The organism is Paenibacillus assamensis DSM 18201 (genome assembly GCF_000422445.1).
Taxonomy (GTDB): domain Bacteria; phylum Bacillota; class Bacilli; order Paenibacillales; family Paenibacillaceae; genus Paenibacillus_B; species Paenibacillus_B assamensis.
Window position 1 is genome coordinate 187,667 of the sequence record NZ_AULU01000013.1, and the last position, 12,504, is coordinate 200,170.

The following is a 12,504-nucleotide window of genomic DNA, read 5'->3' on the forward strand; positions in this document are numbered from 1 at the left end:
AGGGATTCCAGATAGTCTCTATATGATTTGCATGAAATGTGAAATGGCAACGAGCACAAGCGCCAGAAGGGGGATTCTAATGGATCATTTTGATGACAGGGAGCAAGTGCGTAGCTTTCATGATCAGCGAATGCCAAAGTTATATTTTGAGTATAAAGGTCAACATTATGAAGGATATTTATCTCACTACTGGTACGATGGCTTTCGAATAATGACCTATCAACACGACTTGCACCTGCAGCCGGGTGATGCATTGTCACGCATTGGTTTGTCTGAATACGAAATGGATAAGGAGGCTTATCTGTTCACAGTCACCGACGTATCACTCGGTGTAGATGAGTGTTCTGTGATAATAGCTGTACAGTTACAGGGCGCCGAGTCTATCGATTTCCTACATCAGCGTATATACGCAGTCATCTTAGGCAATTCACCTCTGCATCGTTTTTCATCGTCGGAATTTACTCCCTTTCCTTCCTTTATTGGACGCAAACATTACACTCAGGATGCAACAGCAGCCCGCCAACAGTGGCTTGAACAATTTACGGGTAATACGCTCGTGCATGTCACCCAGTCCCTCTTTCACGAACAGCCATCTCTGCTTGCAGGAAACATTGAAAATTATATAGGTTCCATACAGGTTCCTTTAGGGATAGCAGGTCCACTATGGGTTAGGGGAACCTACGCAAATGGGCATATACCTATCCCGATTGCCACGACGGAAGGAGCGCTTATTAGTTCCATATCTAGAGGGGCTAAGGCTTGTAATGCTGCAGGAGGGATTGAGGTGCATGTCCTTAAGCAGACGATGGTTCGTGCTCCTGTATTTTTCTGCGAGGATATGTCTAGCGCGATCCGACTTGCTCAATGGATAGATGAACATAAAACGTCGATTAAGGCTGAGGCAGAACGAGTATCTTCTGTTGCTAAATTGATTACCTTACATACGTATCCATTCGCAGATTTCGTGCATGTGCAGTTCGGTTACGAAACAGGAGATGCCGCTGGACAAAATATGACGACTTCCTGTACCTATGTCGCTTGCGAATGGATTGCGTCTAAGGTTAAACATCTTGCAGAATTAAAATATGTCCGCTACATGATTGAAGGCAATCAGGCAGGGGATAAAAAGGTAGCATACCGCAATTTTATCGGAGGAAGAGGAATTCAGGTAAATGCCTCGATCCATATTCCAGAAGCTATACTTAAGCAGACGCTGAGAATTTCCGTGGATCAATACATGAAATGTTGGTATGCAGCAGAAGTTGGTGCCTTGCAAACAGGAATGATCGGACATAATGTTAATTTCGCCAACATCATTGCGGGTGTATTTAGCGCTACTGGACAAGACATGGGTTCGATTCATGAAGCAAGCTGTGGTATTTTCAAGGCGCGTCGGGAGGGCGATGGTATTTCCTTTCACGTACAGCTCCCTTCATTAGTTATCGGCACAGTGGGAGGAGGAACAAGCCTACCGACTCAGCGTGAGTGCCTTGAGATGATGGGGTGTTACGGACGTGGAAAAGTGTACAAGCTGGCAGAAATAATTGCATCTGCCTGCCTCGCATTAGATTTATCTACTTCGTCAGCTATTATCTCAAACGAATTTGTCAAAGCCCATGAGCGTTTAGGAAGAAAGGCCGATGGTGTGGGTATTCGGCGGAGCGATATTAAGCCTCGTTTTTTTCAGGCACTTCTTGGAGAGGAATATGGTAAAGTAACGTCTTTTGAACGGACACCTTTAAACACGGAATCAAGTGTTGTTACTAATATGCTTAAAGCCAATAACCGTTCGTTTCAAGGCCTTCATCGTTATCTGTTGCACTTGCAACCTCCTCTCCGGCAAGAATGTAACATAAGAGATACGACTACTTACCTTCCTGTTATTCTGAAAGTGAAATCCAATGATCGGGAAGTTATGGATCTAGGTATAGGAATAGCGAAACTGTCAGGAGATGACCGGTTATCTGGTTTATTTGAGTCGCAAATGCATATTTTCGGATTTGAAGGATCCCACATTAGAGAAATAGCTTTTTATCAACAGGCACCGGAGGCATTGTTACAGTATTGTCCACATGTGTACGGTGTAACTTGCGATGAAGACAAGGAAGCTTATGCGATCCTTATGGAAGACTTATCTGACTGCAGTCACCTCGGCACGATTGAATCGCTTGCTGTCTGGGATGAAGAGCATATTGATTATGTGCTTGCGGATGCAGCAAAGATGCATGCGCACTTTTTAAATAAAGCAGATGAGCTGCCTGCTGTCCTTCAGCTAGATCGGCTAGATGAATCGGGCTGTGAGGATGCAACTGAGCTACTGCTTGCTTTGACGGAATATAACTATGCACGCTTTCCCACACTGATTTCTCCACATCTCTATCATTTGCTGCGTCAATTTATTCTCCAACTCCCTTCTCATAGGCAGCGAATGAAGCAATATCATCAGACGATTACCCACAATGACTTTAATCCGCGTAATTTAGGATTAAGATCTACCGATGGTACTAAGCAGTTGGTTGTATATGATTGGGAACTTGTATGTTATCAAAATCCTCAGCATGATTGTGTAGAGTTCTTGTCGTACACAGTCGGAGTGAATGCTTCGATCCAACAATGGGATAGCTATATGGAACAATATCGCTTCTATTTGGAGTGTGCGAGCGGTATATCACTGGACAGGGAAGAGTTTGAGCAGATTACCTTGCTGAATGCGTTGGAATTAGCGGCGGTTCGCTATAATCTCTACTTATTGGCTCATAATTTGCTGCACTTATCGTATATGGAGACGATTTATCACAATCTTTCTCGATATATTCTCGATAAGGTAAAGGAGAATCCACGCCTTATTGAGCTGCAAGCATCTAATTAGACATAAACAAAGAGACAAGCGGGATAGCTTGCCTGCATAGCAAGTTATCCCGCTTGTTGTTTCAATCCGAACAGATAGAGAAGGATATTGATAATGTAATGAACAGTCGTCCCTATTAGGAGGAACAATGCTGCTTCAAGAATGGAAGGCTGATAGAAAAGATAAGTGGCAATCATACAGCCGATAACCGAGTCAGCTTGGTCAATGATCGTGAAGCAGATACCGAGCCATCCTTTTTGGTTTTGACCTGGTGGAATGTTTAAGCGGCGTTTGATAAAGCTATTTGGTAGTTCGAACAGCACGTAACTGAATCCCCATAGCATGCCAATCATCCATTCTGTATAAGGCGTATGATAGGTATCCCATGGTAGGAGGGAGTTGGATTTTAACCAAGTCCAGTGATCAACGAGCCATCCCATCGCTGCAAACCAGCATGCTGTAAATAGGATCATGCCCATAAATCCATACCATGTCTTATTGTCGCCGAAAATCCGCTTTCCATCTCTCCAATATCGCCCAGCATCCATGGGACGGCGATGCTTGCGAACAAAAGACAATTTCACAAATATCATATTTGTAACGCCACCCAAAATAACAGGCATCATAAACAATAGTATTTGCAATGATAGTAGCATGGGCATTCGAACCTTTCTGATTATAGTGGCTGTTTCTCGTTACAAAAAGTATCTTAATGTCCTCGCTTATTTACTAAAGGATGTTTATTGTATTTATCACTCTTACTATAATACGGACAGCTAAAGGGATAATAAAAAAGGTGAAGCCAAGTACGTAGAACTTTTGAGAAAGCTTCGAAGTAGGTTGGTAGATAAGCCTACCGATTAGATAGGTATTCACAAGCATATGAATGATTAGTGCAATTAAGAAAGCACCCTCCTTCATGATGCTCGCCGTTATAGCGCCACAAATGAAGGAACTCGCAAATAGTAAACCGGCTAGAAGGGCTGTACCTCTTGCACCGATGATTTGTGTATATGTAAGTGGCGTGGATGTAGGTTCTAGCTCATGTTCATCTTGTTCATCCCCCTTATCAGGCTGTATGTTGTGAGCATATTCATGGGCAATAACGGCAAAGTAAAGGAATCCTGCAACGTATAAAGACTCCACTTGCCAGGGTATTTTATGGACAGCACCTATATAGAACGGTATGACCGCAAATATGAAATTGGAGCCGAAAGGGCGAAGTAGGATTGGGAGGCGTGGACTTAACTTGAACCACAACCAATAGTAAACCGTGAGAAAACATAGGATCACAACTCCAATCCAATTCTGGACGTGCAGAAAGATAAGGAGTACTAGAATGAGTATACAGATGCGGCGAAGTGCAGAGGCTTGAATATAGCCTGTCACTAAACCACGATGAGGACTCTTATCTCGGTCAGCCTGTATGGAATGTAAATCATCCGCTGCGCGCAGCAATAACAGTCCGAGCCATGTCGTAAGTACAGCAAGCAAAGTTAACAACAAGTGATTGTGGTACTTACCCGTATCGATAGACGGTATTAAGCTTAACGTGACGATGATGCAGAGGGGGATCGTGATGAATAGCGGGTACCGCTCTTGAATAAAACGCCATACGTGCATCATATGATTTCACGTACATCAGTAGCCAGTTCAACCCGTTCAATTTCACCAGTATCACCATGAAGGATGAGAATATCACCATCGGCAATGCGTGAGGTTGCTCGCTCTACAGCGGCAATAGCAGGAATGCCGAATTCTCGTGCCACAATTGCACAGTGGGATAACATGCCGCCCCTCTCGACAACTAAGCCAGCAGCAATTTTGAATAAAGGTGTCCAACCTGGATCTGTACTCCTCGTAACGAGAATATCACCTGGCTCCAAACTTGGCTCATTTACGGGATCGAAGATAATTCGTGCTCGTCCGGTAACGGTTCCTCCTGATACCGCAATGCCTACAAGTCTTGTATGTTCTTGATCATGCTCGATAGGCGGTATAGGTTGGCCTTGATAGTAAATGCCTTGTTCGCGCACAAACAGACTTGGAGGTTCTGTACTCTCGTTATTTCGATGTGCATCTTGACGTAGTGCAATAAGCGTTGGAATGGTCTCAGGGAATTGATATTTTCCATATGCGAGATCTTGAATCTCGTTCCATTGCAAGTAGAATATTTGATCAACTTGTGCCAAATGTCCCTTTTCAACGAGCCGTTGCCCCATATGTAGCGCAATCTGGCGAATCTCCCCAAATAATAAACTGCGGATAATACGGCTTCTTTCTCGCAAGCGAATCGATTGATGGGTATGGTGCAGTAGGAAGCGGAAAGCGACTCGCTGCCAACGTGTTAAGGATTGCTGGATATGGGCTGTCCAATCGATAACAGAAGACTGGGTTTCCTGTGTTGGCGATGAATCCGATGTTGGGGAAGTACGCTGTTGTGAAGCAGCTTGATATTTTCTTACTAATTGCCAATACAAATCATGTCGTTCCTCAAAGGTAGGAGAGACAATTGTGCAATCGTGATAGCATCTTCCACCGTACTGTTCCATAAATCGTTCAAACTTCTTCTTTGCCTCGCCATGAAGTTGTAGTTCGAGTTCTTCCAGTTTGTTCTCTTCCAATAGACGCTGCCATGAAGCGTGTGAATGGATGAGCATGGCTTGTTCTTCGATAAGGTGTGAAGGCTCTAAGCTGCGTATGTCTTCTGTTTGCATAAGATGAACAACAGCTAAATCTGTATTAATGTCGACATTTTTAAGCCAGCGCTTGACGAGAAGTTTCAATCCTCCTGGGAATACTGCTGCCAGTAAGTCGACGATGGCAGGTCGATCATAATAGTGCTTTACCAGTCCGTTCATTACGTCGTCTAACACTTGGAGCAATTGCTGAAGCGACAGCTGTTTATAGCCGCCAGCGCGCCACTTCGACCTTCTTTCGTAGAAAGCAGTTTCATATTGTTCCACTCGGGTTGAGGCTGACATCCACAACTTCGTGAAATGATAGGAGAAGGAAAGGTAGCGTCTGATTTTATTTTGCTTGTTGAACTTGGAGGGGATGTCGGTATTTGGTATGAACGGAAAAGGGACTTGTTGACCGATAAAATGATCAAGCAGTGTTTTAAGCAGCGGGCCGATAGGCAGCAAATAAGCACTTTCATACCAATTGCTCAAGTTATAGTAGATTCGCCCTGCATGAATGCCTGTTGTGTAATCAGTGACGGTTCGAAGTGACTCTAATTCGGAGTCCTTCCATCCGAACAACTTCATCATTTGTCTAGTATAATGCTGATAGAATGAACTAACGATCGACCATGTGAAAGGAGTTACTACAGTAGGGAAGTTCTCCACCATATTGACATTTGTCCAAATGATGTTCTGTTTCCCTTGTAAGGCTGTAATTGGGCGAACTTGCAGCATAATGACTTCGTCTTGTTCGATACACCATTCCACGTCGATTGGGAATTGATAGTCTTGCTCAATACTGAGTGAGAGTTGAACGAGCCTAAGGGTGAGATGAGGCGGTAGAGCAGTGCCAACGTGAAAAGTCACTTGCCGAGTCAGGCGGGATACAACGATTCGATTAGGAGTTACTTCACCCGATACAAGCTTATCCCCTAAGCCTTCTACCCATTCAATAATGAGATGATCGGTATCCTTGCTGACGGGGTTCATGGTGAAAAGTACTCCTGCGTATTGGGGGTTTTTCTGTTCTTGAACAATGACACCCATCTGGAAGGCATTAACCGTTACATTCCGTTCGTTATAAGCTGCTGCTGCGGTGCTGTACATACTCGCCCAACAAGCCTTAATAAGCGTGAATACCTCATCGACTGTTGCGTTTAGATAGGTATGATATTGTCCTGCCATGGAATTAATTGTTCCGTCTTCTAAAATAGAGGAGGAGCGAATGGCATAGGTGGTGAAGGAATAGCATAAAAGGGCTTGTTCTATCTCATGCTTGAGCTCAGGAGGATAGTTACCGTTTAGGACCTGATCAGCTTGTAGTTTTCTATCATCTTCATCGCAATTCGTGTCTATTTGATTATATTCGCAGTATCGTTGAAAGGCTGCTACTGTAACGACGAACCCATGAGGTACAGGATAGTGACGTTGATGCAGCTCGATTAGGCGCGCTGCCTTGCCTCCAACGGCAGTAAACTCTCCTTCTTCTGCTGATAAATGCAGGACCATCCAAGGTTGCTGATCTCGTTGAGGGATATGCTTAGTCATCGTATCAACTCCATCGGAATTTATTATTTGTCGTATTATTATGGATCAATTATAGTTGCTTTCCATGTACATACCAATCATTAGTTTCAAGGAAGGAGTACTTTATGAAAATTCGCAATTATTTCCCCGCTATGCAGTTTTCGAATGTTCCTAATCTACTAACAACATTGTCTGTTATGACTGGATTCATTAGCATTGCATTCTTGCTCAACGACAAATTGAATTGGGCATTTACAAGCTACGCCATTACAATTTTACTCGATCGTCTAGACGGAGTCGTGGCGCGTCGCTTTGGACAATCCTCATCATTCGGCCAGCAATTGGATAGCTTGGCGGATGTGATTAACTTTTGCTTGTACCCACCCTTATATGTAGGATTATTCTATGGTTTCACAACTTTATGGATGCTACCATTCTTATTGCTTTATTTGATGGCAGGTGTATGGCGTCTTGCGTATTTCAATATATCAGGAATGCAGCAAGTCGATAGGGGCGCTTATTTTAAAGGTATACCTACAACGGTATGTGCCAGCTGGTTCCTAATTACATTTGCCTTGCTACATATAAGTAAAATAAATTTGGACATTCAACGCATGCTCCTCTGCTTATTTTTCCTGCTGACTGCTATATTCATGGTATCGGCAATCCCCTATCCCAAAAATGGCTTTGCAACTAAACTATTGTATGTGCTTGTCCCAGGTTCGGTTCTGTTCGTGTGGCTAGTACAAGGATGAAAAAATGATAATGAAGCAATGGGAACCTTTTACGTTCATAGAGCCAATAATTGCAGGGGCTGTTTCCTAGGTCATGAACGATGACGGAGACAGCCCCTTTGTCCTGTTTTCCTGAAAGTTAGATTAATCAGATTCCTTTTCTACAGTCAGTTCTTCCACAACGCCATAGGTTTCCCAATGGTTATTTTGAGCCAACACGAGTTTAATTGTATTTTTCCCTTCCGTAAGATTGGACAGCAGAAAGGGTTTCTTATCTACGATGGGCCCGATTAAATTGCCGTTCAAGTAGAAGTGAATATGCCCTTCTCCTTCTACAGGTGGACCATTATAGTTTTTGATCGATAGCTTTAAATTGGTCCTAATAGTTAAGTAATATTGGTCATCCTCATCTTCCACGTTAGCATCCAGCCAATATGGTTTTTGCGTATTTTCATCGTCCTCTTCGTCGTTGTCGTCATCGTCATTTAAAGGAAAGGATTTCACGATTGAAGCATTGGCAGTAAAGGCTGTTTGTTGTCCGTGTAAAGCTGCAAGAGTTCCCTTGTCGGCTTGACCGCACAAACCTGTGGTTTCATGACTAAAGCCTGCAAGCACCGTTATAGCTAGCGTTAGTATCAACATGCCGAACACCTTTTTTAACAATGGAAAAACCTCCTTGTATCGTTCATTATTAAAGGGTGAGGATCCTCTATTGCTCATTCTAGCGCACACATTTGTGGTCTTTACATGCATTGGTGAAAGCATTTTGCTCTTATTACTTTGTTCGTGAAAGGATGCGTACGCATGTTGGATCACATTGATATGGAAATTATCCGATGCTTGCAAACAAATTCAAGAATGCAGTGGAAGCAAATTGGGGAAGTCGTGCACATGTCAGGGGTAGCCGTGGCTAATCGGATTCAGCGTTTAGAAGAAATGGGCATTATAGAAGGCTATACGATCCGGGTAAATGAAAAACTGATGGGAAGTGCGTACTGTGTATTTGTCATTGTGATGATGAAAGATTACCGGCATACGAGCTTTCAAGAGTTTATTCAGCAGCGGGACGTTATTAAGGAGGCTCACCGTGTGAGCGGAGATCCTTGCTTTATTTTGAAAGTTCAAGTTCCTGATCACCATACGTTGTCGCAGTTGCTAGATGAGATTTTGGTCTATGGTCACTACAGAATCAACATTTCGATTGGACAGTATAAATAAAAGTCATGAAGTTAGCCAAACATTCGTATGCTAACTTACACTAACTTGTGGATTGAAATGGTATTATTTTTTGTGATAAAATAGACGTACTTTAATGGAACGGAGGGGTTACGTGTGGCACATTATTTCCGATTAAGATCTTTGCGCTAATAGGTAATATTGCTCAAAGGCTCTGTCATGTGTACAGAGTAATCGGGATAGGTCTGCCATTTTTCAAAGGTAACCCCAGATAGCTACAAGCTAACGAGAGGGCCTTTTGCGCCCTCTTTTTGTATACCTTTATGATAATGTTGATATCGTAAGAAACAGATGAGCGTTCAGCTAACGGGGGTGTAATCCGCCGATAGTTTGTTTTTCTGCATGTTTCTTATGATGTACCGCATACCATGTTGAGGAGATTCATTCTTCTTACCGATTACAGATGACACAGGCAGCAGCTGGCCTGTGTTTTTGTTGTTTTACAGGAACCGTATAATAAGGGAGGAACGGAAAGATGTCCGATAAAGGAACGAAAGAAAACTACGATAACAGAGTTGAAGAGATGGTGGCATTGGCTGAGAAACACGGCATTCATTTGCAAACAGAGAAAGTGGAGATGAATGAGTCAGGTATGGATTTTCTCGTTGCGTTTGCTAATGATACAGATGGTGACAAATGGGTGCTCCGTATGCCGAGAAGATCGGATGTGCTCGAGCGAGCAGACAATGAGCACCGCGTATTGAAACTGCTCAAACAACATTTGTCTGTTGTTGTACCTGATTGGCGAGTGTATACGCCAGAGCTTATTGCCTATCCTTTATTAGATGGGGTTCCCGCGGCTGGTATAAATGTGGAGATGCGGAACTACGAGTGGAATATGGACCATGAGAATCCTTCACCTCAGTTTGTTGACTCTTTAGCCCACGCTTTAGTTGCCTTGCACGGTATCGATCATGATGCTGCCAGAGAGGCTGGACTGCGTGTGAAAAGTCCGGCAGAAGCGCGTGAAACGTTAGGGCAGCATATGGAGAAGGTCAAGCAGGAGATAGGCGTGTCCGAGGAGCTATGGACGCGTTGGCAAGTATGGATGACAGACGACTCGTACTGGCCGCCACATTCTGTACTCGTTCATGGCGATCTGCACCCGCCTCACATTATTATTGATGAGCAGCAGCGGGTAACGGGTTTGCTGGATTGGACAGAAGCAGAGGTGGCTAACCCAGGAACAGACTTTGTTCTCTACTCTGCTATATTTGGGGAGGAGCGCTTGGAGGATCTGCTCACTCGATATGAGGCAGCGGGCGGACGTGTATGGCCGCGAATGAAGGAGCATATTGCGGAACAAGTAACGACCTATCCGGTACTACTTGGTATGTTTGCTTTAACATCTGGCGATGAAGAAGTTATGAAGATGGCGAGAGCTGCGTTAGGTGTCGCGGAAGCGTAGATGCGGTATCAAATAAAATCCTTCCTAGCCGTGTGTTAGGAAGGATTTCTACATTGCGGTGGGGATGTTAAGCAGTTCCTATCAGAATTCAAACTCGTATGTTTTTAGTTTGTAGACAAATTCGAACCCACATTTCTCTGCTACTTTGCACGATGATTCATTCGTTTCTTGGGTACTCCATCGTGGAGATATCCCTTTGTTCAGGCAATCTTGAATATACGCCCGGCTGACCATTGTACCGAGTCCTTGATTTTCTTCTTCTTCCAAGGTCCTTACATACATCTCAAATTGAAGGCCGTCTATAAAACAGGTATAGCAAGTGCTTACAGCATGTCCGTCCTTAATGATAGCCATGCCAAAGCCTTGATCGATGAAGTCATCTACAGAGCTCCAGAAGTCGTTGAAGTCCTCAAAGAGCTCTTCATTTTGCTCCTGTTCAATGATTTCTTTGGTGAGTGGGATCAACGCGTATTCACTTGAAAGGGAAGGTGCATGTTTATTTAAAGCATGGAACTTGTCTGCATGGAGTTGGAAATATAAATCGTAGTCGGTATCATAATCTCGGTGTGAGAATGTCGTTTCTAATACTTGTTCCCACTCTTCATCAAATACAGCTGAAATCATCCACGTTCCACCGCATGTTTCCAAGTTTACCTGCTTGTATACGTTATCGATGAATGTGTTCAAGTGGCTTATAAATGCGTCGTTATGGGGATCTCCAATGAAAAAATCTATGACACCCACGACATAGACGAGCGCTGTTCGCGGCTGAGCCGGATCATCTACATAAATATGCCCGCGGTTCGTACCGTTGATAACGGCTTTGTATAAGTAAGCTATCTCGCTCCGTGTCTTTATTTAATAATGGCTGTATAAGATGAAAGTTATTACTGTCTAGCTCTACAATCATATTCCCAGCCTCACTTCCCAATACATTTTAAACCCACATTTTTACATAAAATCAGTATACGATCAGAAAGTGGATATTTCTAATTGAACTATACAAAAATGAATAATGGGTATTTTATCGAATCAGGATTGCGATTCTATACATTTGGCTGATACACTGGTAGCGCATCGGATTCATTCGCGTTCCATCTGATAAGAAACTGGGAGTATGGAGAGGAGCGGGCTTTTATGTCCCAACGAGTGGAGCAGCCAACATCCACATTATCGTTAAAGGAATGGGCTGTAGCCGTGAAGGCACTAGGTACAGGAGAGCAAATTATTACGGTTCGCAAGGGTGGACTATATGAAGAAACAAAAGAATTTAAATTGGAAAACAACAGCTTCTATTTGTATCCGACCTATGAACACCAGAAGGCTGAGCTAGTGAAGTCAGACTATCAGTATTTGCTTCAAGCCACTTTGGAGGGTTGGTCAGCGGAGCAATCCACTGTAACAATTGAATACTTCGCCGAGGTGACGGACGATATTGAGCTTATGGATGAAGAAAAGTTACGAGCACTATCATCCTATCATATATGGACGGACTCTTTTGCAGATGTACGTTTGAAGTGGAAGCGAAAACTTCCTTTGCATATTTTATTTATTCGTATGTATCGACTAGATCAGCCGATATCGATTCCAGTCGATGAGGCCTATAAGGGATGCAAATCGTGGCATCATCTGCTGCCCGAGCTCCCACAGAGTGGCTTTGAGCCTATTCTGTCGGATGAGCAATATGCACAGCAGAAGGAAGCAATTATGAAGGTATTGAACAAGTAAGATCGTATTTACATATAAATTAAAACAGCACCCTGTCAAACTTGCAGCATAAACGCTTCGCTTATGCTGCAAGAGATTGAAAGGGTGCTGTATTTGCGTGCTTATTTTACACTTAAGAGTGTATTATTCGACTGTAGGCGAGCTGCCTTTTCCTTTTTTGCCATCAGGGGCAGTGCCGTCGTCTTTGCTAGGAGGTGGAGTTGGGCTCTCACTTTCAGATGGCTCTTGGCCACTACCTTGCCCTTGGCCACTACCTTGCCCTTGGCCGCTACCTTGCCCTTGGCCGCTACCTTGCCCTTGGCCGGTGCCTTGCCCTTGGCCGGTGCCTTGCCCTTGGCC

11 protein-coding genes are annotated in these 12,504 nt (G+C 43.7%); 5 read left to right on the forward strand and 6 right to left on the reverse strand.

Features of this window, described 5'->3' with window-relative positions:
• Nucleotides 1-79: 79 nt before the first annotated feature.
• Nucleotides 80-2,869: a phosphotransferase gene (locus tag H580_RS25445; protein ID WP_051217376.1), complete on the forward strand. Its 2,790-nt coding sequence runs from the start codon at nt 80-82 to the stop codon at nt 2,867-2,869.
• Nucleotides 2,870-2,913: 44 nt separating this feature from the next.
• Here the strand turns inward: H580_RS25445 and H580_RS0110050 are convergent, their stop codons facing one another.
• The 3 genes from H580_RS0110050 to H580_RS0110060 all read right to left on the reverse strand — a co-directional run bounded on the left by H580_RS0110050 (nt 2,914) and on the right by H580_RS0110060 (nt 7,080).
• Complete coding sequence (locus tag H580_RS0110050) at nt 2,914-3,504, reverse strand: CDP-archaeol synthase (RefSeq protein WP_169449362.1); 591 nt, start codon at nt 3,502-3,504, stop codon at nt 2,914-2,916.
• 73 nt (nt 3,505-3,577) lie between these two features.
• A complete protein-coding gene (locus H580_RS0110055; RefSeq protein WP_028594666.1) occupies nt 3,578-4,474 on the reverse strand; it encodes a hypothetical protein in 897 nt (298 codons plus the stop codon).
• The gene (locus H580_RS0110060) at nt 4,471-7,080 is read right to left on the reverse strand and encodes a PEP/pyruvate-binding domain-containing protein (RefSeq protein ID WP_028594667.1); all 2,610 of its coding nucleotides are present in this window, start codon (nt 7,078-7,080) and stop codon (nt 4,471-4,473) included. Before H580_RS0110060 ends, H580_RS0110055 begins: the two co-directional genes overlap by 4 nt.
• 104 nt (nt 7,081-7,184) lie before the next feature.
• Here H580_RS0110060 and H580_RS0110065 point away from each other — a divergent pair, with 104 nt between their 5' ends.
• Entirely contained in the window at nt 7,185-7,814 is a 630-nt protein-coding gene (locus tag H580_RS0110065; protein ID WP_036604997.1) for a CDP-alcohol phosphatidyltransferase family protein, read from the forward strand.
• A 123-nt stretch (nt 7,815-7,937) separates the two neighbouring features.
• On the opposite strand, the gene H580_RS25450 is transcribed toward H580_RS0110065, so the two are convergent.
• Nucleotides 7,938-8,456, reverse strand: coding sequence for a hypothetical protein (locus H580_RS25450; protein WP_051217378.1), 519 nt, complete (start codon nt 8,454-8,456; stop codon nt 7,938-7,940).
• Between the two features lie 141 nt (nt 8,457-8,597).
• Between H580_RS25450 and H580_RS0110075 the strand changes: the two genes are divergently transcribed.
• Together H580_RS0110075 and H580_RS0110080 are read left to right on the forward strand one after the other, a co-directional pair.
• Entirely contained in the window at nt 8,598-9,011 is a 414-nt protein-coding gene (locus tag H580_RS0110075; protein ID WP_028594669.1) for an Lrp/AsnC family transcriptional regulator, read from the forward strand.
• Between the two features lie 493 nt (nt 9,012-9,504).
• Nucleotides 9,505-10,437 (forward strand): macrolide 2'-phosphotransferase, encoded by a 933-nt coding sequence (locus H580_RS0110080; RefSeq protein ID WP_028594670.1) that lies wholly within the window; start codon nt 9,505-9,507, stop codon nt 10,435-10,437.
• 81 nt (nt 10,438-10,518) lie between these two features.
• Here H580_RS0110080 and H580_RS0110085 read toward each other — a convergent pair whose 3' ends face one another.
• A complete protein-coding gene (locus H580_RS0110085; RefSeq protein ID WP_084509124.1) occupies nt 10,519-11,295 on the reverse strand; it encodes a GNAT family N-acetyltransferase in 777 nt (258 codons plus the stop codon).
• A 279-nt stretch (nt 11,296-11,574) separates the two neighbouring features.
• Between H580_RS0110085 and H580_RS0110090 the strand changes: the two genes are divergently transcribed.
• Complete coding sequence (locus tag H580_RS0110090) at nt 11,575-12,165, forward strand: DUF1802 family protein (protein ID WP_028594672.1); 591 nt, start codon at nt 11,575-11,577, stop codon at nt 12,163-12,165.
• 123 nt (nt 12,166-12,288) lie between these two features.
• Here the strand turns inward: H580_RS0110090 and H580_RS26395 are convergent.
• Nucleotides 12,289-12,504, reverse strand: a 216-nt coding sequence (locus H580_RS26395) for a hypothetical protein (RefSeq protein WP_425414123.1), incomplete at its 5' end; no start/stop codon positions are given.